22 protein-coding genes are annotated in these 21,593 nt (G+C 47.6%); 21 read left to right on the forward strand and 1 reads right to left on the reverse strand.

The window, feature by feature from the left end:
• The first annotated feature begins 23 nt into the window (after positions 1 to 23).
• From HMPREF2626_RS00270 to trxB, 7 genes are all read left to right on the forward strand, one after another.
• On the forward strand, positions 24 to 1,391 hold the full coding sequence (locus HMPREF2626_RS00270; protein ID WP_070616471.1) for a DUF4097 family beta strand repeat-containing protein: 1,368 nt from the start codon (positions 24 to 26) through the stop codon (positions 1,389 to 1,391).
• Between the two features lie 10 nt (positions 1,392 to 1,401).
• Positions 1,402 to 1,698 (forward strand): PspC domain-containing protein, encoded by a 297-nt coding sequence (locus HMPREF2626_RS00275; protein ID WP_070616473.1) that lies wholly within the window; start codon positions 1,402 to 1,404, stop codon positions 1,696 to 1,698.
• A gap of 154 nt (positions 1,699 to 1,852) precedes the next feature.
• Positions 1,853 to 2,788, forward strand: coding sequence for an HPr(Ser) kinase/phosphatase (gene hprK, locus HMPREF2626_RS00280; protein ID WP_070616475.1), 936 nt, complete (start codon positions 1,853 to 1,855; stop codon positions 2,786 to 2,788).
• Position 2,789: 1 nt separating this feature from the next.
• The gene (lgt, locus tag HMPREF2626_RS00285) at positions 2,790 to 3,650 is read left to right on the forward strand and encodes a prolipoprotein diacylglyceryl transferase (RefSeq protein ID WP_070616477.1); all 861 of its coding nucleotides are present in this window, start codon (positions 2,790 to 2,792) and stop codon (positions 3,648 to 3,650) included.
• Positions 3,651 to 4,724: an NAD(P)H-dependent glycerol-3-phosphate dehydrogenase gene (locus HMPREF2626_RS00290; RefSeq protein WP_070616479.1), complete on the forward strand. Its 1,074-nt coding sequence runs from the start codon at positions 3,651 to 3,653 to the stop codon at positions 4,722 to 4,724.
• 22 nt (positions 4,725 to 4,746) lie between these two features.
• Entirely contained in the window at positions 4,747 to 5,628 is an 882-nt protein-coding gene (galU, locus tag HMPREF2626_RS00295) for a UTP--glucose-1-phosphate uridylyltransferase GalU (protein WP_070616481.1), read from the forward strand.
• Positions 5,629 to 5,632: 4 nt separating this feature from the next.
• Positions 5,633 to 6,559: a thioredoxin-disulfide reductase gene (gene trxB, locus HMPREF2626_RS00300; RefSeq protein WP_070616484.1), complete on the forward strand. Its 927-nt coding sequence runs from the start codon at positions 5,633 to 5,635 to the stop codon at positions 6,557 to 6,559.
• A gap of 71 nt (positions 6,560 to 6,630) precedes the next feature.
• On the opposite strand, the gene HMPREF2626_RS00305 is transcribed toward trxB, so the two are convergent.
• A complete protein-coding gene (locus HMPREF2626_RS00305; protein ID WP_070616486.1) occupies positions 6,631 to 7,680 on the reverse strand; it encodes a hypothetical protein in 1,050 nt (349 codons plus the stop codon).
• Positions 7,681 to 8,045: 365 nt separating this feature from the next.
• On the opposite strand from HMPREF2626_RS00305, the gene HMPREF2626_RS00310 reads away from it, so the two are divergent.
• The 14 genes from HMPREF2626_RS00310 to HMPREF2626_RS00375 all read left to right on the forward strand — a co-directional run bounded on the left by HMPREF2626_RS00310 (position 8,046) and on the right by HMPREF2626_RS00375 (position 21,400).
• Positions 8,046 to 8,927, forward strand: coding sequence for a DegV family protein (locus HMPREF2626_RS00310; protein ID WP_070616488.1), 882 nt, complete (start codon positions 8,046 to 8,048; stop codon positions 8,925 to 8,927).
• Between the two features lie 17 nt (positions 8,928 to 8,944).
• Positions 8,945 to 9,406, forward strand: a complete 462-nt coding sequence (locus HMPREF2626_RS00315) for an NUDIX hydrolase (protein ID WP_083294261.1) — start codon at positions 8,945 to 8,947, stop codon at positions 9,404 to 9,406.
• Positions 9,407 to 9,433: 27 nt separating this feature from the next.
• Positions 9,434 to 10,216, forward strand: a complete 783-nt coding sequence (locus tag HMPREF2626_RS00320) for a CpsB/CapC family capsule biosynthesis tyrosine phosphatase (protein ID WP_070616490.1) — start codon at positions 9,434 to 9,436, stop codon at positions 10,214 to 10,216.
• A gap of 17 nt (positions 10,217 to 10,233) precedes the next feature.
• Complete coding sequence (locus HMPREF2626_RS00325; protein WP_070616493.1) at positions 10,234 to 10,974, forward strand: YveK family protein; 741 nt, start codon at positions 10,234 to 10,236, stop codon at positions 10,972 to 10,974.
• A 12-nt stretch (positions 10,975 to 10,986) separates the two neighbouring features.
• Positions 10,987 to 11,721, forward strand: a complete 735-nt coding sequence (locus tag HMPREF2626_RS00330; RefSeq protein ID WP_083272439.1) for a CpsD/CapB family tyrosine-protein kinase — start codon at positions 10,987 to 10,989, stop codon at positions 11,719 to 11,721.
• Between the two features lie 201 nt (positions 11,722 to 11,922).
• The gene (locus HMPREF2626_RS00335) at positions 11,923 to 13,644 is read left to right on the forward strand and encodes a phospho-sugar mutase (RefSeq protein ID WP_070616495.1); all 1,722 of its coding nucleotides are present in this window, start codon (positions 11,923 to 11,925) and stop codon (positions 13,642 to 13,644) included.
• Between the two features lie 61 nt (positions 13,645 to 13,705).
• Positions 13,706 to 14,596 carry an RNase adapter RapZ gene (gene rapZ / locus HMPREF2626_RS00340; protein ID WP_070616497.1) on the forward strand — a complete coding sequence of 297 codons (891 nt, stop codon included), beginning with the start codon at positions 13,706 to 13,708 and terminating at the stop codon, positions 14,594 to 14,596.
• Positions 14,593 to 15,621 carry a gluconeogenesis factor YvcK family protein gene (gene yvcK, locus HMPREF2626_RS00345; protein WP_070616499.1) on the forward strand — a complete coding sequence of 343 codons (1,029 nt, stop codon included), beginning with the start codon at positions 14,593 to 14,595 and terminating at the stop codon, positions 15,619 to 15,621. Before rapZ ends, yvcK begins: the two co-directional genes overlap by 4 nt.
• A 15-nt stretch (positions 15,622 to 15,636) precedes the next feature.
• Positions 15,637 to 16,569 carry a DNA-binding protein WhiA gene (gene whiA / locus HMPREF2626_RS00350; RefSeq protein WP_070616501.1) on the forward strand — a complete coding sequence of 311 codons (933 nt, stop codon included), beginning with the start codon at positions 15,637 to 15,639 and terminating at the stop codon, positions 16,567 to 16,569.
• A gap of 189 nt (positions 16,570 to 16,758) precedes the next feature.
• A complete protein-coding gene (locus tag HMPREF2626_RS00355; protein WP_070616503.1) occupies positions 16,759 to 17,358 on the forward strand; it encodes an NfeD family protein in 600 nt (199 codons plus the stop codon).
• Entirely contained in the window at positions 17,351 to 18,331 is a 981-nt protein-coding gene (floA, locus tag HMPREF2626_RS00360; protein WP_067974708.1) for a flotillin-like protein FloA, read from the forward strand. Before HMPREF2626_RS00355 ends, floA begins: the two co-directional genes overlap by 8 nt.
• The gene (locus HMPREF2626_RS00365; RefSeq protein WP_070616506.1) at positions 18,331 to 18,795 is read left to right on the forward strand and encodes a hypothetical protein; all 465 of its coding nucleotides are present in this window, start codon (positions 18,331 to 18,333) and stop codon (positions 18,793 to 18,795) included. The genes floA and HMPREF2626_RS00365 overlap by 1 nt, the downstream gene beginning before the upstream one ends.
• Before the next feature lie 95 nt (positions 18,796 to 18,890).
• Positions 18,891 to 19,862, forward strand: a complete 972-nt coding sequence (locus HMPREF2626_RS00370) for a GMP reductase (RefSeq protein WP_067974713.1) — start codon at positions 18,891 to 18,893, stop codon at positions 19,860 to 19,862.
• A 128-nt stretch (positions 19,863 to 19,990) separates the two neighbouring features.
• Complete coding sequence (locus HMPREF2626_RS00375) at positions 19,991 to 21,400, forward strand: aldehyde dehydrogenase family protein (RefSeq protein ID WP_070616508.1); 1,410 nt, start codon at positions 19,991 to 19,993, stop codon at positions 21,398 to 21,400.
• Positions 21,401 to 21,593: the final 193 nt, after the last annotated feature.

Genomic DNA, 21,593 nt, shown 5'->3' on the forward strand with positions numbered 1-21,593 from the left:
AAGATAAACAAGGAGGCGACACGATGAGTGAGGACAAACAACGGATATTGAAATTAGTTCAAGAAGGTTTACTCAGTCGAGAAGAAGCCTTGGTGCTTTTAGAACAGCGCCAAGCTAAAGAAAGTGATAGCCAAAAGCAGAAGCAGGGCCTCTCATTTGAAGAAGCACAAGCCTTGGCGGAATTCTATGAAGACCAAGGCCAGGATGACTTAGCCCAAGCTATTCTGAAAAATTACTATTTAGATCGCGAAGAAAAATTAGAAGCTGAATTAGATGTCAAGGAGGCTGCCTTAGAAGAACTGGGGTTGGCTGAATCAGCGGACGAAGCGGAGTCCAAGTTGGCCTTAGAAGAAGAGATCAAGGGTCTTAAAGCAGAATTGGCTTGCTTGCGGGACCAAGCTAGTCAATCAAATAACGACTCAGCAGACGAGCCAGTAGAGGAGCCAAAAGCAAAGACCGACCAGGAAGAGAAATCAGGCTTGGGGCAAATGTTCAAGGACCTTAAGACGGCCGTTGAAGGAACGGTTCACTTTGACAGGGGCCGGTCGGGAATCCCCCGTCCCCACTTAGTCACCCGGCAATTTGAGGAGCGCTTTACTTTTGACGAGATCGCCAAGGATTTTGATTTTTCAATCTCTAAGGGAGATATTCTGGTTGAAGTCGCCGAGATCGACCAGGTGGAAGTCTTAGTGACAGGGACTATCCTAGGTAAGTACCAGGAAGAAAGCGTTGAAGAGGCCTTTAGAAAAAGAACCCTGATTGAAAACCAAGGCGGATGTTTACGTTTTGAATTAAATAACCGCCTGCTGTCTACTAATATCCGCTTGCGCCTGCCCAAAGTAAAATTCAGCCAATTGAATTTTAGGAGTTTATTAGGAGGCATCCAGCTGACTGGTTTAGAAGCGGAAAGCCTGGATCTTTATACCATTGATGGGGATATCCGGGTCGCTGAGTGCCAGGCAAACAGTGGCCGGGTGAATACCAAGAATGGTTTAGTGGTCTTGGACCAAGTTGCCTTTGACCATCTGGATGCGCAGACAGCCAATGGGGACCAGCGCTTTATTGGAGAGGTTCGCGAGCTGGCCATGGACACCCTGAATGGGAACTTGCGGTTGACGGTGACAAGCCCAGACTTAGAGACCGTTAACTGCCAGACCACTTCGGGAGATGTCAAGCTCAATGTCAACCCAGCAACGAGTTTGAATGCTGACCTGCGTTCCAATAATGGGACAATACGTTGGCGGCAAGAAAGCTTTAAGGTAGAAACCTTGGCTGATTCTCGCTTTAACCAAGCGAAGAGCATATATTATTTAGGCGAGACACGCCCTGCCCAAATCAACCTGTCATCCGTTTCTGGAGATATCTGGTTGAAGGCAGAGGCTAAGCAATAGGAGGCTAATCATGACAAAAAAATTAAGAAGATCCAAAACAGACCGCGTTCTAACCGGCTTACTAGGGGGCCTGGCAGCTTATTTTGGCGTCAGCTCAACCCTTATTCGCTGGCTTTACGCCATCTTCACTTTCTTCAATCCCTTCCTCATCCTGATCTACATCGTGGCGGCTTATTTGATTCCAAGTGAAGGAAAGCCTTTTAAGCGCAAAGCTGAGAAAACCCACCGCCACCCCCGAGGTTTTGGACGCATTAAAGAAGCGGAACACATTGATGATGATCAACAGGAAAATTGGAATGACTTTTAACCTATAACAAAAAGAAGCTAATTTGTTTCAGCTTCTTTTTTATTTTCTTTGCCTGCCTAAGGAGCGGTCCTTGATGTCGGTGAAGCTTCTTGGGGGAATCTATGGTAAAATAGGAGAAAAACAGCATTGATGCGAAGGATGGAAGGAGTTCTACATGGCGGTAGTTACAGTTCGTGAGCTAGTAGAGGCACTCAAGATGAATATTATTTCTGGCGAGGACTATCTAGATCGAGAGATCATAGTATCAGATATTTCACGCCCGGGATTGGAATTGACCGGTTATTTTAATTATTATCCTGAAGAACGGATCCAACTTTTTGGCCGCAATGAGCATTCTTTTATGAGCAAGATGACCAGTGAAGAACGTTTATTGGTGATGCGGCGTCTGGCCCGGGATAAGACACCGGTCTTTGTTTTTTCTCGCGACTTGCGGCCGGAGTATGAGGTGATCCAGGCAGCTAATGAAAACCATATTCCGGTGATTGGAATCAATACCTCGACCACCCACCTCTCTTCTCGTCTGACGACCTATCTTCAGGAACGTTTGGCAACCCGTACCTCGCGCCATGGCGTCTTTGTTGAGGTTTATGGTTTAGGTGTGCTCATTATGGGCGAGAGTGGCGTTGGTAAGTCGGAAGCTGCCCTCGAGCTGGTTAAGAATGGACACCGCCTGGTTGCCGATGATCGGGTTGAACTCTATCAAAGAGATGAGTATACAATTATGGGGGAGGCACCCGCTATTCTTGAAAACATGATGGAAATTCGGGGCCTGGGTATTATTAATATTATGACCCTCTACGGCGCAGGAGCTGTTCGCCAGAAGCAGCAGGTGAACTTGATTATCCAGTTGAAACTCTGGCACAAAGGGGACAAGTATGACCGTTTGGGAACCGCTGCCGAAGAGGAGGATATCTTTGGAGTGAAGGTGGCTAAGATTACTGTTCCGGTTCAGATGGGGCGGAATATTTCGAGCATCGTCGAAGTGGCCGCCATGAATTTCCGAGCCAATGATCTTGGCTATAATTCTGCCAAGGAATTTGAGGATCGTTTGACGCATTTAATCGAAACTAACAGCCAAGAGGAAGGATAATATGTTGAGTGACTATGTTTTAGCAGCCATTGATCCCGTCGCTTTCGAGCTATTTGGCTGGCCCATTCGTTGGTATGGGATTATCATAGCTGGTGGAATCCTTTTAGCTATTCAATTGGGTAGCCGTGAAATTAAGCGGCGGGGCTGGTCTGAGGATTTAATTTTAGATGTCTTGGTATGGGCCATTCCCATTGGCTTTATCGGAGCCAGACTGTATTATGTGATCTTTGAATGGGATTATTATAGCCAGCACTTGGATGAGATTATCCAAATTTGGAATGGTGGGATTGCCATCTATGGGGGAGTTTTAGCAGCCCTATTGACTATTTACCTTTATTGTCGGTCTAAGGGCTGGCGCTTCCTGCTTTTGACGGACGTGATGGCTCCTTACCTCCTGCTTGCCCAAGCTATTGGTCGCTGGGGAAATTTTGTTAACCAGGAGGCCCATGGAGGCCCCGTGTCGGTAGAATTTCTTCGTGACCGCCTCCACTTACCTGATTTTATTGTGGAAGGTATGCAGATCGACGGGGTTTACTACCATCCGACCTTTCTTTACGAGTCATTATGGAACCTTTTAGGGGTTGCGGTTCTCTTGTATTTACGTAATATTAGGGGCAGACTGAGAGTAGGGGAGACGACCTTCCTCTACTTGATCTGGTATGGGATCGGACGCTTCCTTATTGAGGGGCTGCGGACAGATAGCCTCTATTGGGGCCCCTTCCGTGTCTCTCAAGTCTTATCCTTAGTCTTGGTGCTTATTGGCCTAGGCGCAATTATCTGGCGGCGCTGGAAAAAAGCTCCCACTCCCTACCAGGAAGCGAGTCTCTATGCGATTGAACAGAAGAAAACGGAGGAGAACTAAATGCAAAGTTATCGTGTTGCTGTACTAGGCGCTGGCTCTTGGGGGTCGGCTCTAGCCATGGTATTAAATGACAACCAACACCAGGTTCGGCTCTGGACCATTGATGCAAAGCAAGCAGAAGAGATCCGTCAGACCCGGATTAATGCTGGCTACCTGCCCGACCTGCACCTGGCTGAGGATATCTTAGTGACGACGGATCTAAGCGAGGCACTCAAGCAAGCTGATATGGTCTGCTTTGTGGTGCCGACCAAGGCTATCCGGTCTGTCAGTCAACAAGTGAAGGAAGTTTTAGCTTCTGATCAAACTTCGGAAGCAGACAAGCCGCCGCTTATCCTCCATGCTTCTAAGGGCTTGGAACAAGGCAGCCATTTGCGGATCAGTCAAATTATCGAAGAAGTCCTAGAAGACTGCGACTACCGTGGCATCGTGGCACTGTCTGGACCAAGTCATGCAGAAGAGGTGGCTGTCCGCCATATCACAACGATCACAGCAGCGAGCCAAGACTTAGAAGCGGCCAAGGAAGTCCAAGCCGTCTTCCTCAACCGCTATTTCCGGGTTTATACCAACACTGACTGTATCGGTGTGGAATTGGGTGGGGCCCTGAAGAATATTATTGCGGTCGCGGCCGGCGGGGTAGATGGCTTAAACTATGGGGATAACACCAAGGCAGCCTTGATCACACGTGGTTTAGCCGAAATTACCCGCTTGGGCCTGGCTATGGGTGCAGATCCTCTAACTTTTTCTGGCTTAAGCGGGGTGGGCGACCTCATTGTAACCTGTAACAGCGTCCACTCTCGGAATTGGCGGGCCGGCAACCAGATTGCTCAGGGAGCTAGCCCTGAAGAAGTAGAAGCTAAGATGGGTATGGTCGTCGAAGGGATTCCAACCACCAAGGCGGCATATGAATTAGCGGCTGACTTGGGTGTCGATATGCCCATTACCAATGCTCTCTACGCTATTCTCTATGAAGGCATGCCGGTGGAAGAAGCCCTAACCCAGCTGATGATGCGGGAGGGTAAGGAAGAAGCCCAATTACGAAGCGCATTAATTGACTATCTGGCGAAAAGAACTTAAAGTAATTTCTTAAGGAGGACTTATGAAAAAAGTACGTAAAGCAATTATTCCAGCAGCTGGTTTTGGCACCCGTTTCTTACCGGCAACCAAGGCCATGGCTAAAGAGATGCTACCGATTGTCAATAAGCCAACCATCCAATTTATTGTGGAAGAGGCATTAGCGTCGGGAATAGAAGATATTTTAATCATCACGGGTAAGAGTAAACGCCCTCTAGAAGACTACTTTGATTCGAATATTGAACTCGAGGGCGTCCTCAAGCAGAAGGGTGAGGACCAATTACTAGAACTAATTCAGGAGAACGTTGGGCTTAACCTCTACTTTAAGCGCCAATCCTACCCACTAGGCCTCGGCCATGCGGTCCTTCAAGCCAAGGCTTTTGTTGGCGACGAACCCTTTGTGGTCATGCTCGGGGACGATTTGATGGTAGATGAGGAACCTTTAACCAAGCAATTAATTGGCGCCTATAATGAGACCCATGCTTCCAACATTGCCGTGATGCCTGTTGCCGAGGAAGATACCGATAAGTATGGAATCATCGATCCTGAAGCTAAGTTCCGTGATGGCATCTACAATGTCCGTCGCTTTGTCGAAAAACCGGATCCTTCTGTAGCGCCTTCTAACTTGGCTATTATTGGGCGTTATTTATTAACACCTGAAATCTTCGGCCTTTTAGAAACCCAAAAAGCAGGAGCAGGCAATGAGATCCAATTGACCGACGCGATTGATCGTTTGAATCGTACCCAGCGAGTATTTGCTTACGAATTTACGGGCCAACGCTATGATGTCGGGGATAAGCTTGGCTATATGAAGACAACCATCGAGTATGGTTTAGGCCAAGAGAGTATCCGCCAAGGCCTGACCGACTACCTCCTGAGTCTTGAGGACGAATTAAATAAGGAGTGAGAGAATGACTGAAGAAATTAAACAATATGACGTCTTAGTTATTGGCTGTGGGCCAGCGGGGATGACCGCAGCCCTCTATACCTCACGGGCAGCCCTATCGGTTTTAATCTTAGAGCGGGGTGTACCGGGGGGCGAGCTCTTGAATACAGCTGAAGTGGAAAACTATCCAGGCTTCCCTAGCATCCAAGGGCCAGACCTGGCGACCAGCATGTATGAAGGGGCCATGCGTTTCGGGGCAGATTATGCCTACGGGAATGTTAAAGCGATTCATCCTGGCCAACCCTACCATACGATTGAAACCGATACTGAAACCTACCAAGCTAAGGCGATTGTGATTGCAACGGGGTCCACCCACCGCCTCCTGGATGTGCCTGGTGAGGCTGACTATGCTGGGCGCGGGGTTAGCTACTGTGCTGTTTGCGACGGAGCTTTCTTCAAGGATGGTAAGTTGATCGTTGTAGGTGGAGGAGACTCAGCTGTTGAAGAAGGGGCTTACTTGACCCAGTATGCCAAGCAAGTGACCATTGTCCACCGACGCGACCAGTTGCGGGCCCAAGCGATTCTTCAAGAGCGGGCCTTTGCTAATGAGAAGATTGATTTCACCTGGGATGCCCAAGTCCAAGAAATTCTAGGCGACGGTCAGAAGGTGACGGGGGTTCGAATTGTTAAGAAGGATGGGAGTTCGTATGTCGAAGACTGTGATGGGGTCTTTATCTATATTGGCCTCCTCCCCAACCAAGCTGGCTTTGATGACCTTGGCATCACCGATGAGGAAGGCTGGGTCATTACTGACGAGAACATGTTGACGAAAATTCCTGGTATCTTCGCTGCTGGAGATATCCGTCAAAAGAAATTGCGGCAAATTTCAACCGCAGTTGGTGACGGTGGTCAAGCTGGCCAAGAAGCCTACAATTATATTCAAAGCTTATAACAAAATAATGCCAACAAAAAAAGCGCCCGGCTAAAGGCGCTTTTTGTCTGCCTAGCAATAGCTAGTTTAGACTAGATATGATTTTCATTGGCTTCTTCTGTGACGAATTTTGTCCCGAAGTAACCACCAAGAGCTGAGAGAATGGCACCAAGTAAGAGTCCGACAAAGGCCCAGATTGAAGCTTGAGCAGTCGTGTCAGAAGCTTTGTTGGCTTCATTCCGTAATTGTGCAATCGCGTCTTGAGCCTCAGACTTGGTTTGGTCAAGCGCTTGGCTAGCTTGGTCAATTTGTTGACGGGCTTCGCTTGCTGCACGGTTATAACCCTCGACAATATTTTGAGTCGTTTGTTCAGCTTCCGCTTGGGATAAATCAGAGTTAGATTCGATGGCATTGGCAACGGCTTGTTCATCCACGTTTTCCGTGATGCTTTCTGTCCGTGCTTGCAATTGATTACTTAATTGGTCAAAGATAGCATCTGAATTCTCAGGATTCGTTACCAAGTCTTTAGCAGCTTGGCTGATGTCGTCACTTGCCCCTTGGAGCTGCCCCTTCAAGTATTCTGGTTGAAGCTCTTTAATATTGGTATCACGTAGGACGTCGTTGACATCGTTTTCTAGGCTTTGGATGTCGCTTTGGTTCACATCAATTTGGTCAGTGAGGGCATTAACGCCATTGGAGACGCTATCAGCTGCTGAGGAAGTTACACTTTCAAGGCTTTGACCGGCTGTCTGTGCTACTTGGCCAAAGAAAGTCCCCACAGATGACAGGATCGACACGGTAGCGACTGAAAGTAAAATAAAGGTTGCGATGGTTGATACAGCCCAGGTTAAGAAACCGTGAACCACACCCACGCGACGGGCGGTAATCCCAGAAACAAAGCCAGCCCCTAAGAACGAAAGGATTAATTGGATAACGGTCCAAATCAAGACCCCGGTTCCAACGCCTGACATTGGGTCGCTCGCTTTAGGACTCACTGTCCCGAAGCCAATGGCATTACCAATAAAGCCGAGGGTGATCATTAAGGCGATAAAAGTAACAACGCCTGCAAAGATCGCTCCCCATGATAGGTTGTAGCCGGCTTCTTTGTCGCCAGCTCCTAGATAACGATTAAATCTATGCATAAATAATTCCTCCTTTTTCATTAATTTAATCTTTATGTATGATAAATTCAAGGCATAAGCCTTGCCATGACGGGCATTTGGAGCATTCTCTCGTGTAAGCGCCCTCTTTTAAGAGAATAAAAACAATAATTGTATTGAAATTGAAGAAGAAAGCCAATGAAAAAACTTGCCTCAGTGAGTATTTATATATTTTTAAAAATTAATCAGGAGGCATGAAGACAAGATTGTGCTAGACTTAGGAAGAGGCTTTACCCGCCGCTTTCATATCATTTAAAGGTCAGATTTGTTATAATAAACATATACGCTTGCTTGCAAGCGAGACTCTATGAATGAAGTTATTTTGCGATAACTTGGAAAGGTTAGATATGAAAACAGCTTATATTATTGACAGTACAGCGTCCTTACCGGAAGCTTACCAAGACCATCCCGATGTCTATCAAGTTTACCTATCGATTCATTATGCGAATGGCAATAGCTTGCGTGACACGACCGACCCCGAAGCCCTACAGCGTTTCTACGAAGACTTACCCAAAGAAGAAGAGATTCCGACGACTTCCCAGCCCCAACCCCAGCAGTTCTACGATATTATGGACGACTTAGTGGCGGAAGGCTATGAAGCAGTTTACGGTTTTTTCTTGTCTGCGGACTTGAGTGGGACCTATCAAACCGCCTATTCAGTCATGCACGAGTATGATGATCGCTTAAGAGTCCATGTGATTGATTCTAAGTCGATTTCTCTAGCTATTGAAGCCCTGCTTGACCATACGATACGGCTTCAAGAAGCCGGGGCTAGTGAAGCAGAGATCCTTGACCACCTGGAAAAAATGGTTGATCAGACAGCACTTTTATGTTGCTTTGAAGACTTGTCTTACCTGGTTAAGGGAGGGCGAGCTGGTAATGCTTCGGCCCTCATTGGGAAAATATTGAATATCTTCCCTGTGCTAGAGGTCCATAGCAAGGTAGAAGTTTTTGCTAAGGTGCGGTCGCGTAAACGTGTTTATGCGACAATTGTTGATGAAATCGAGAAGCGGATCCAGGACTATCCTGATGGGGTGGAGCGGCTGATCGTTTTGGATGCCCTCAATCCAGAAGGGGTGGCAGCCCTAGAGCAAGCTTTTACAGCTGCCTATCCCCATATTAAGGTGGAAAAGACTTATCTAACCCCAGTAATTGGTATCCATGCAGGTCGGGATGCTTATGGCGTGATTGCCGTTCCTAATTTACCCCGCCGCTACCAAGCCAATTAAAGAAGAGGAGGCAGGACTTGCAATTAACGAGTTTAGTTTATCTGATTGATGGCGATGAGGTCCTTATGCTCCATCGAACTAAGAAAGCTAATGATATCAACCATAATAAATGGTTAGGTGTAGGCGGTAAGTTCGAATGGGGTGAGAGCCCTTTAGAATGTGCCCAAAGAGAAGTGAAGGAAGAAACGGGTCAAGAGCTTCTAGAAGCCCAGGCCCGGGGCGTGATCACTTTTTTCTTTGCGGATGATGCTCCCCTCTACATCTTCCTCTATACTGGTCGCTTGGCTTCTCGGCAAGTGATCCAGACCTATGAAGGGGACTTGGAATGGGTTAAGCGCGACCAGATTCCCGATTTAGAACTCTGGGAAGGGGATCGGATTTTCCTTAAGAAATTATTTGAAAGCGACCAGTATATCGATATGAAATTAAGCTATGATGGGGAGAGCCGTTTGCTTGCTTGTGAAGATTTCTCCCAGTAGCCGAGTGACTGAGAGGAGTTGATGCGTGTGCTTGTTGATGTTCATACCCATATTCTTCCGGAAGTGGAGGAAGGCCTGCGTTTTGAAGATACCTTACCCAGGGTCAATCAAATCTTACAAGCAGGCACTAGCCATGTCTTGTCGCTAGCTCCCTACCAGCACGATACGACCACCGCGCCGCTCGCTAAATTAGAAGCTGTCGCTGAGGCCTACCAGGAGGCGCTCGACCGCAGAGGCTTGCCCCTCCTTCTTTATCCAGGGCACGAAGCCTTGTTAGAAGCAAGCTTAGCTGATGATGTCTTGGCGGGTAAAGTTTCTTTCGCAGACCTCAACCAACGCTATTTATTCATTCGTTTTCCCGACCAAGATTTGCCCGCCTGTACCCAGGAAGTTCTCTTCAGCTTGCTTGCCCATAATATTCGGCCCATTATTAGCCAACCTGAAAAGCAAGCCTGCTTTCAAAAAAACCCTCAGCTCCTCTATGATATTTGTGAGCAGGGGTGCAGTATTCAAGCTTCAGCGACTTCCTTGCTCCCCTCCAGCCCAGCTCCCGCTTACCGTTTGGCCTGGGACCTAGTTGAGCGCCGCTATCTCCATGTGATTGCCTCAGGGGCTTTCTGTGCTAGCGATTCCTGGCGAGGGGACAGTTTGGCTAGCGTTTACCAATACTTAGAAGAAAAATATGGTGAAAGTTTTAGCTTTGATTTAAAACAAAATGCCATTAGTTTATTGAATGGCGATCCCATGGTGACCCATTATCAGTTGAAGAAGAAACGGACATTTTTTGACTTCTTCAAGCGCCAAAAGTAAGAAGAAAGGTGGTTCTTATGGCGAAGAAACAGCGCAAACCTCTAACCGAGATTCTAAAAATTATGAAAAATAAGCTGGCCTTTATCATTATGGCAACGGTTATCGGGATGATCCTGGCCAGCCTTATCTCCTTCCTCGTTCTTGAGCCCAAGTATGAAGGGACTGCCCAAGTGATTGTCCACCAAAATACGGAGGAACAAACGACTGCGCCCCTAGCTGATCAGGCTAAGACACTGACAGATACTTATAAGGAAATTATCGTAACACCAGCGGTTCTGGAACCGGTCGCTCAAGGAGCGGAGGAGGACTTGTCCTACCAGGCTCTGCGTGATCGGGTGCGTGTGACGACCAATGAGGAGTCCCTCGTGCTACAAATTGCAGTGGTCGACCATTCGCCCTACACGGCTTCCAACTTAGCCAACCAGATTGCCTCAAGCTTCGGCAAGCAGGTGAATGAAATCTATCCCAATAGCCAGGTCAAGCAAGTAGCTGATGCTAAAACCCATACGAAAAAAATCCGTCCTAAACCCGTTTGGGATATCTTGATCGGTGGTGGGCTAGCCTTCCTTCTCGCCTCGCTTTGGGCCCTCTGGCAGGCCTACCGCGATAAGACAGTCCGCAGCGAAGAGATTGTCAGCGAGATGGGTTGGCATTTAATTGGGGTCCTACCCGAAATGAGCCAGACTGAAGTGCGGGAAACCCGCTTCAAACGGAAGGGCCGGTCAGCTAACTATGATGACAATAAACGTCGCATCTAGGAGGTGTTAAGAATGTTTTCTCGTTTCAAACAAAAAGAAATCGTCAAAAAGAACCGGGAACAGCGCCAAGGTTCCAGCTTGATTACCCTCCAACGCCCTAATGATATTGTCTCGGAACAGTTTCGGACTATTCGGACCAATATTCAATTCGCCATGGAAGAACAGAAATTCAAATCCATTATGTTTACATCCTCGGGAGCTTGGGAAGGGAAGTCGACCATTGTAGCCAATATTGCAACGGTAATGGCCGACCTGAACTTACGGGTCTGCATTGTGGACTGTGACCTGCGTAAGCCTACGATTCATAAGACTTTTGATGTGGATGAACCTTCTGGCCTGACCAGTTTGCTGACCCAAAGAGAGCTGAAGACCATGAATTATGTCCAATATGTCCCTGAGGCTAATCTCTATGTCTTGCCGGCTGGTCCTAAGCCGCCAAACCCTGCCGAACTCCTGAGTTCCCAGCGGATGGCAGATATCATTGATGAACTGGAGCAGCTCTTTGACTTGGTGATTATTGATACGCCACCGATCCTCTTGGTGACCGATGCCCAGATCATGGCATCACGGGTCGATAATGTCATCTTCGTATTGCGGGAGAATGTCTCCCAGATTCGTAATGTCCAAAAGTCCAAAGAGCTCCTCGATGCCGTCAATGCCAATGTCCTCGGTGCCATCTATAATGGGGCCGTAGGGGATGCGATCAACTCCTACTACGGTTACGGTTACCACGACGAAGAAGTTTAAAAAATCCTGATTAAGCATGGTCAAGAGCCTAAGTAACTAGGCTTTTGACTATGTTTTTATTTGCTTAGGCTAATAGCTACCGTAAAAGAGACTGATTTTTGTTAAGGGCTTACATCTTTTGAAAATTAGGATAAGATTAAAAGCCTTTACGGGTAAAATTTGCTATAATATAGGAAAAGAATATGATGAGGAGTGTTAATCATGACTTGGCAAGAAAATTTTAAACACTGGGACGACTTTGAAGACCTCGATCCAACTCTAAGAGAAGAATTAGACACTTTAAAAGAAGATCCCGAAGCTTTAGAAGATGCCTTCTACCAACGAATTGCTTTTGGGACAGCAGGTATGCGCGGACTCATGGGCCCAGGAATTAATCGCTTGAACATCTATACTGTTCGCCTATCTACAGAAGGCCTGGCCCGCTTAATGGAAGACTATGGGACCGAGGCCAAGGAAGCTGGGGTGGCGATTGCCTATGATGGCCGTCACGATAGCCAGCGCTTTGCCTATGAGTCAGCAGCGGTCTTGGCCAAGCATGGTATTCCAACTTATGTTTATGAATCCCTGCGTCCAACCCCAGAGCTTTCATTCACCGTGCGTGAACTGGAGACCTTTGCGGGGATTATGATTACTGCCAGTCATAATACCGCTGAATATAACGGCTACAAGGTCTATGGCGCGGATGGCGGCCAGATGACGCCTGAAGATGCCGATGCCCTGGTGGCCCACACGGAAGGGGTTGACCTCCTAACGATCCCTAGCTTGTCTCAAGAAGAGCTGAAGTCGACTGATCTCTTAACCATTATTGGAGAAGAGCTGGACCAGAAATACTTGGCCCGGGTAGCGGAAGTGACCATTGACCAAGACCTGGTTAAAGAAATGGGCGACCAAGTGACCATCGTTTACACGCCCCTGCATGGGACCGGCCAGATGCCTGTTTCACGGGCTCTAGACCACGCCGGTTTCGAGTCAGTTGTCTTTGTGGACGAACAGAAGAATCCGGACCCTGACTTCACCTATGCGCCAGATCCTAACCCTGAGGATGCGGCAGCCTTTGAATATGCTATCAAGTACGGGGAAGCAGAAGCAGCCGATATTCTGCTAGCAACCGACCCCGATGCTGACCGGATGGGGGGCGCTGTCCGCCTACCTAATGGCAAGTACCAAATCTTAACCGGGAATCAGATTGGGGCACTCATGACCCACTACATTCTCCAAGCCAAGAAGGAAGCGAATGATCTGCCCGCTAATGGCGTGATTTTGAAATCGATTGTTTCTTCTGACTTGCCAGCTAAGATCGCAGCGGCTTACGGGGTTGAGACTGTTAATACCCTGACTGGCTTTAAGTGGATTGCGGATAAGATCAAACAATATCAAAAAGGCCAAAGCAAGACCTTCCTCTTTGGTTTCGAAGAGAGCTATGGCTACCTGGTTAAGCCCTTTGTCCGCGATAAGGATGCCGTGCAAGCTATTTTTCTAATATCAGAAATGACCGCCTATTATAAGAAACAAGGCAAGACGCCTTATGATGGCCTGCAAGAAATCTTCCAGGAGTATGGTTACTTTAAAGAAAAGACCATTTCTGTTAAACTACCTGGACAGGCAGGTGCCGCTAAGATTGAGCAATTGATGAAGGGCTTAAGAGAAGAACCCCTCAAAGAAATTGCGGGGGTTCAAGTTAAAGCAACTTCTGATTTTGCCGACCAGACCAAGACTTATGCGGATGGCAAGCAGGAAAGTTTAGACCAAGCTCCATCAAATGTCTTAAAGTATGAACTTGAAGATGGGACCTGGATTGCTGTTCGCCCAAGTGGGACTGAGCCCAAGATTAAGTTTTATATTGGCGTAGAAGCAGAGAATGAATTAGCTGCTCAAAAAGCTCTCGACCAATATGAAGCAGCGATGAAAGAATTTACAGCATAAAAGTTGAATCCAAGCTAGGTCAAAGACCTGGAAAGTCCCATCTTTTTATAGGAGTGATCGAATGACCAAAAATAATATTAAACTTGTGATAATTACAGGGATGAGCGGGGCCGGCAAGACGGTCGCCTTGCAATCCTTTGAAGATATGGGATACTTCTGTGTCGATAACCTGCCCCCATCCCTCTTGACTTCTTTTTGGGACCTCTTGCAAGGTTCGAATACGATCAGTAAGGTTTGCCTAGTGATTGACCTGCGTTCGCGTGATTTCTTTACCGAACTCAACCAAGTCCTCACGAATATGGACCATAAAGATTTTATGAAATTACAAATTATTTTCCTGGAGGCTAGCGACAGCAAGTTGGTATCGCGTTATAAGGAATCTCGTCGCAGCCACCCGCTCCAACAAGACGGTACGGTTTTAAACGGTATCCAGCGTGAACGCGAGCAATTAGCTGCCGTTAAGGAAAACTCTCATTTAGTAATCGACACCTCGTCCTTGTCACCGAGGGAGTTGCGGGCAACCTTAATACGTGAATTCCATAGCGGAGATGATGCCATTTTTACGGTAGAAGTGATGTCCTTTGGCTTCAAATATGGAATTCCGATCGATTCAGATATTGTCATGGATGTCCGATTCCTACCCAATCCTTATTACCAGACAGATCTCAGACCGCTGACGGGTCAGGATGCACCGGTTTATGATTATGTCATGGCCCAGTCCGATACCCAGACCTTCTTTGATAAATTTACAGATATGATCGACTTCACTCTGCCACTCTACGAAGCAGAAGGAAAGAGCAGTGTGACGATTGCCATTGGCTGTACGGGAGGCCAGCACCGGTCTGTCGCTTTGACCGAGCGCATTGGAGACCATATCAAAGCGTTGGGCTACAATGTCCATGTTTCCCACCGGGATGCCAGTAAGAGTCAGGCGGCGGTGAAGCATTCATGATTAACCGCGACTTGCTTAACCAAGCCAAGAACGATAAGCTAAAAATTACTGTCATTGGAGGGGGGACAGGCCTCCCCATCCTCCTATCCGGTCTCAAACAGGCCAATTGTGAGATTACGGCAGTGGTTACAGTCTCTGATAATGGGGGAAGTAGCGGCAGTATCCGGACCTCCCTCAATACCATTCCACCAGGTGATATTCGAAATTGTATTGTGGCCTTATCAGAAGTCGAACAAATCTATAAGGATATTTTCCAATACCGCTTTGCACCAGAAGACCAGGAGTTTTCAGGACATGCGATTGGGAACCTGATTATTGCTGCCCTAGCCGAGATGCGCGGGGATGTCTTTAGCTCCCTCCGTCTTTTATCGGCCATGATGAAGGTCAAGGGGCGGGTACTCCCGGCAGCTGAAGAGCCGCTTGTCTTACGGGCCCACTACAGCGATGGCCAGACGATCGATGGCGAAACGGAAATTGTTGGCCAGCGCCGGCCAATTGACCGGGTAAGTGTCCACTGTATGCCAGGCAGTCCCTGCCAGGACCGGGAACCCCAAGCAGGCCGTCAAGTGGTCTCGGCCATTCGCGAGGCGGACCTGATTGTTTTAGGCCCGGGCTCTCTCTATACCTCGATCCTTCCTAATTTAGTGATTGAAGATATCCGCCAGGCAGTTCTAGAAAGCCCAGCTAAGGTCGTCTATATTTGTAACATTATGACGCAGTTAGGGGAGACGGAGCACTTTTCTGATGCGGACCATGTCCGGGTGATCAATGACCACCTCCAGGCTAAGCGAATTGATTATGCCTTAATCAACAAGGCCCCGGTTCCCTATGAATACATGGAATCTGAACTCACCCCAGAGTATTTGGTCCAGGTGGAAAGAGACCGGGCAGGGATTCTCCAAGAGGAAGCCCAAATAGTTGCAGCTGATTTCCTTGACCTCAGAGAGACAGGCGTGTATCATGATCAAGATAAACTTGTCGAAACGATCTTACGTCTTTATGAAGCGGACAAAGGTTTCGAGTAGAGAGGAATACCAGTCGTGAGTTCATTTGCTGCAGATGTCAAAAAAGAATTAACCCGGATTGAAGTGAGTGTTGCTGAGGCCCAGGCAGAACTTTCTGCCCTGGTCAGGATGAATGGCTCGATTAACTTATTGAGTCAAGGTCTGGTCTTAAATGTTCAGACAGAGAATGCGGCCATTGCCCGGCGGATATATAGTCTTTTTAAGAAAACCTACCAGGTAACTGGCGAGATTATTGTGCGCCGGAAGATGAAATTAAAGAAGAACAATGTCTATATTGTGCGTATCCATCAAGAAGCCCAGGCTATCTTGTCTGATATGGAGATCCTAGACCGCTTAATGATTATCCCCCAGGTTCCCCAAGCGATTAAAGCGGATCCCAAATTGGCCAAGGCCTATCTACGGGGCGCTTTTCTAGCGGCAGGATCGGTGAATAATCCAGAGACGTCGAGTTATCATCTGGAAATTTATTCCATCCACCAGTCCCACAACCAAGACATTATCGAGCTTATGAACGCCTATGATCTCAATGCCCGGCAGATTGAACGGCGGAGCGGCTATATTACCTATCTTAAGGAAGCGGAAAAAATTTCTGACTTCTTAGCCTTACTGGGTGCCACCCAGGCTATCCTCCGCTTTGAAGATGTCCGGGTGATGCGGGATATGCGCAATTCCATCAACCGGATTGTGAACTGTGAGAGCGCTAATTTGAATAAGACGGTCACTGCTGCCGGTAAGCAAATTGAAAATATTAATTATATCGAAGCCCGAGTCGGCTTAGGGGAATTGCCGGTCAAATTGCGGGAGATTGCAGAGGCACGCTTGAAACACCCAGGGGCCAGCTTGAAGGAGCTGGGTGAGACCTTGGAGAGCGGCCCGGTTTCCAAGTCTGGCGTCAACCACCGCCTCCGCAAAATCAACCAATTTGCCGAAGAATTGCGCCGGCAGTAGAGTGTGCAAAATCAGTACTTTAGCTATGGAGGCACCCCATACAAATTTAGAGAGTTGGTCTTTGACCAGCTCTTTTTTGTATGGGCGAACTTATAAGTCAGTTTGTGAATTGCAGGAAACTTGGCAAGTATTGTATACTCGTATCAGAAGGTAACCGTCAATGGAAGTTAGGTGGAGGGAGGTCTTAAGATGGCGCTTATCATCTTTATCATTTCTGTTCTTTGCTTGGTCTATGGCTTTCAAGGTAAGTACCGGTTGGGAGCAAGTGCCTTAAGTTTAGTTTTTGCTTTAATCGCGCTCTATCTCTGGGGCCCGGGCCATTATGCCTTTATCGGTGTCCTGGCCCTAGGCTTAGCCTTAGTGATTTTTGAAGCCTTTTTACCTTCTTTAGGAATCTTAGGGCTGATAGGTCTGGGGATGCTGGCTTTTGAACTCTTCCAGCAGCGCTTGTCCCTCGACACTTTAGGCTTTGAAATTTTGGCTGCTCTTTATTTGGGCCTAGTGACTGCTGTTTTGATGATCCGCCTGGTCCTTAGTAGTCCCCAAGCTCAAGCACTTGTCTTAGAAGACCGGCCAGGCTCTCAAGGCAAAGGAGGAGACCAAGAAGATTTATTGGGCCAGCAGGCTGAGGTAGTCGCCCCTTTGAGACCGGTTGGTAAGGTGCGGGTCTCGGACGGACAGGTACTTGAAGCGATCAGTGAGCAAGATTTCGTTGACCGTGGCCAAGCCGTTGAAATTATTGCAGTTCGGACAAAAGATGTGAAAGTGAGGAGAATCGATCATGACTAATGTGTGGTTAGCAGCTTTTCTAGTATTTTTAGCCTTTATCTTGCTTATCCTATTCTTTATCTTTGTGCCTGTGGGCCTTTGGGTAACGGCTCATTTCTCAGGAGTTAAGGTAGGTTTAGGGGACTTAGTGGGCATGCGTTTGCGCCGGGTGAATCCGTCTCGTATTATCAAACCCCTGATTAAGGCGACTAAGGCGGGGCTTGACTTGGACCTCAACGACCTGGAAGCTCATTACTTGGCAGGTGGGGATATTAACATGGTGGTGGATGCCCTGATTGCAGCCCAACGCGCCATGATTGACTTGGAATTCGAACAGGCAGCTGCCATTGACCTAGCAGGCCGTGATGTCTTTGAAGCTGTCCAAGTTTCGGTTAATCCGAAAGTCATTGAAACACCCGTGATTGCTGGGGTCGCCATGGATGGGATCGAAGTTCGCGCCAAGGCCAAGGTAACGGTGCGTGCCAATATTGAACGCTTAGTCGGCGGGGCAGGCGAATCAACCATCATTGCCCGGGTTGGTGAAGGGATTGTGACGACAGTCGGCTCATCTAAGACCCATACCATCGTCCTCGAAAACCCTGACTCTATCTCACAAACCATCCTGCGCAAGGGTCTGGACTCAGGAACTGCCTATGAAATTCTCTCCATTGATATCGCTGACGTTGATGTTGGACGCAATATCGGAGCGAAACTGCAAGCCGAACAAGCAGAAGCTGACAAGCGGATTGCCCAAGCCAAGGCTGAAGAAAGACGGGCGATGGCTGTGGCCAATGAACAAGAAAATATCGCCAAGACCCAGGAAATGCGTGCCAAAGTCGTTGAAGCCCAGTCTCAGGTGCCTCTTGCCCTGGCTGAAGCCTTGCGTTCAGGCCGTTTAGGGGTGATGGACCATTATCAATTAGAAAATCTCCAAGCTGACACGAAGATGCGTCAGTCCTTTGGGGAAGAGGAAAGCCCAGCAGGTGACGACTAATGTGGGCGTGGGTCTTACTGGCTTATGTTATTTACCGTCTCATTAAAGCTCTAATCCAGGCACTGGGCCCTAGTCAGGAAGCAGCTGAAACAAGTGAAGAGACTGTTGGCGAAGAGGAAGCACACACCCCCATTGAATTAGAGGAAGGCCAGGAAGAAAAGGCGGGTGCCTATGACCTGGACCAAGATCTAGACTTGGCGCCAATGACTTCAGATACGACCAACGAAGCGATTGATGATGCAGTTGACCGTTTCCATGAAGATCATGAAGACTTTAAGGCTTACTTGGATGACCATGCCCGAGCTCTTTTGGCGGACCAGGACCAGGCTGCTGTCGATCTTCCGAGGATCAATCCGAAGAGAGACTCAGACCCTAAGCGGCGTCCAAGTAAACAAGAGATTCGCCAGGGCTTGAAATGGCAAGTTTTGCTCAACCCACCGCCCAGTCGTCGGAAGAAAAAATGAGATTGTTTTAAGGAAAACTTTGCTTTTGTGGCTAATATAGAGTAAAATATTCGGCGGACAATTATAATGAATAGCCAAGCAGAAAGGTGAAAATCGTGCAAACTTTTGATTACGAACAGGTTCAATTAATTCCCGCTAAATGTATTGTGAAAAGCCGTCGCGAATGCGATACAAGTGTTGAATTTGGTAAACATCGCTTTAAGATTCCGATGGTACCAGCCAATATGCAGACGGTGATTGACGAAGCGCTCGCTATCCAATTAGCTGAGAAGGGATACTTCTACATTATGCACCGTTTCCAACCCGAAAAACGCCTCGATTTCATCAAAATGATGAATGAAAAAGGTCTCTATGCTTCCATTAGTGTGGGAGTTAAAGATGAGGAGCGCGACTTTATCCGTGAAGTGAAGGCTTCAGGGCAGGCAGTGGATTATATTACCATTGATATTGCCCATGGGCATTCACAAACGGTGATCGATATGATCCGCTTTATTAAGGAAGAATTACCCGATACTTTTGTGATTGCGGGGAATATTGCCACACCAGAAGCTGTTCGCGATTTAGAAAACGCCGGTGCCGATGCGACTAAGGTGGGAGTTGGCCCTGGTCGGGTATGTATTACCAAGATTAAGACTGGTTTTGGGACCGCTGGTTGGCAGTTAGCTGCTGTTCGCCTCTGTGCTAAAGCCGCCCGCAAGCCGATCATTGCTGACGGGGGAATTCGGACCAATGGCGACTTAGCGAAGAGTATTCGCTTTGGGGCCAGCATGGTGATGGTAGGATCACTTCTAGCTGCTCATGAGGAATCGCCTGGTGAACAAGTTGAAGAAGATGGTGTCACCTATAAGGAATACTTCGGTTCAGCTAGTCAATTCCAAAAAGGCATCTACAAAAACGTGGAAGGCAAGCGAATTTTAATTGAGAGCCGGGGCAGCCTCTTCTCTACCTTGAAGGAGATGGAAGAAGACTTGCAGAGCTCTATTTCCTATGCAGGAGGACGCGACTTGGGGGCCCTGCGTACCGTTGACTATGTGGTGGTACCAAGTATTTACAACGGCGACCGGTAATTTATAGGAAAGATATAAGCAATAAGTCGATAATTTCGGCTAAATTGTGTTACAATGAGATAACCCTAAGCTAAATGGAGCAAAAGCTTAGCGTATTCTCATTAAAATCAGAAAGAAGTGATATTGACATGACAGATTACCAATTTTATATTGATGGTGAATGGCGTAATGCCTCATCCAATGAATGGATGGAAGTAAAGAATCCAGCCAATGGTGAAATCGTGGGGCGTGTTCCTCGGGGGACTGCCGATGATATGAATGCTGCGGTTGCAGCGGCAAAAGCAGCCTTCCCAGCATGGAATGAAACCAGTGTAGAAGAACGGACTGCTTTATTGAAAAAAGTGCGTGACGGTATTGTTGATCGCCAAGATGAAATTGCTGATATTATCGTCCAAGAATTGGGCGCACCGATCAGCCTCGCTCGCTCTAAGCATGTCCAACAACCAATCAAAGAAATGGATGACATGTTCGATGACTTAGAAAATGTTCATTTCGAAGAAGATATTGATGGGACGCAAGTGGTTAAGGAAGGCTTCGGTGTAGTAGCTTGTGTGACGCCATGGAACTTCCCATTAACCCAGATTGAACGTAAGATTGGACCAGCCCTCATTGCGGGTAATACAGTGGTTGTAAAACCTGCGACCGATACCCCAATTACCGCTGTCCTCTTAGCTGAAATTTGTGAGGAAGCTGGCTTACCTAAGGGCGTCTTTAACTTAGTGACAGGCCAAGGGAGTCAAGTCGGCGACGTGCTAACTGAACACAAGGATGTTGATGTCATTTCCTTTACCGGGTCAACAGAAGTGGGCCGCCACCTCTACCAACATGCCAGCTTTACCATTAAAAAGTTAATCCTAGAACTCGGTGGGAAATCTCCATTGATTTATATGCCAGGTGGCGACTTGGACTATGCTGTGAAGAAATCCATGGATACTGTAGTCAATAACTGTGGGCAAACTTGCTCAGCCTTGACTCGTCTCTTGGTTCCTCGCGAGGAATTGGAAGCGGCTAATCAAAGTATTTTAAACTACTATGAAAAGAATGTCGTAATCGGTGATCCGACAGATCCTGATACAGTGGTAGGTCCAGTTGTTTCCGAACGTCAAAAAGAAACCGTTGAATCCTATATTCAAAAGGGTAAAGAAGAAGGTGCCCGCGTACTTGTCGGCGGTGGTAAAATCGACCGTGAAGGCCACTATGTTGAACCAACTGTCTTTACCGATGTGGATAACAAGATGGTGATTGCTCAAGAAGAAATCTTCGGCCCAGTTCTCTGTGTCATCCCTTATGACAGCTTAGAAGAAGCCATTGAAATTGCTAATGATACAGAATACGGTCTATCCGGTGCTGTAGTTGGCCCAAGCGATGAAGAAGCCATCGCAGTTGCCCGCAAGATCCGGACCGGCTCTGTCTACATTAACAAATCCGGCAAGAGCAACAAGGCTCCATATGGCGGCTACAAACAATCCGGAATCGGACGCGAAAACGGCCGCTACGGTGTCCAAGACTACCTCGAAATCAAATCCATTTATAAATAAAGGGTGAGAGCAAGAGCGCTTAGACTTGAATGATTGGAGGCTCATCGAAAAAGGCTGACGGTAGTCAGTCGTTTCGGTGAGCTGAAATCACTTCAAGTCTGCTTTTGCGACCCCGACTAGAACAGGGTGTGAGCAAAGGCGTCTAGAAAGGGATGACTGGAGGAAAAGCGGATAAGAGCGGCTTTAGCCGGTC

Source organism: Aerococcus sp. HMSC062A02 (assembly GCF_001809535.1).
In the GTDB taxonomy this organism is placed as follows: Bacteria; Bacillota; Bacilli; order Lactobacillales; family Aerococcaceae; genus Aerococcus.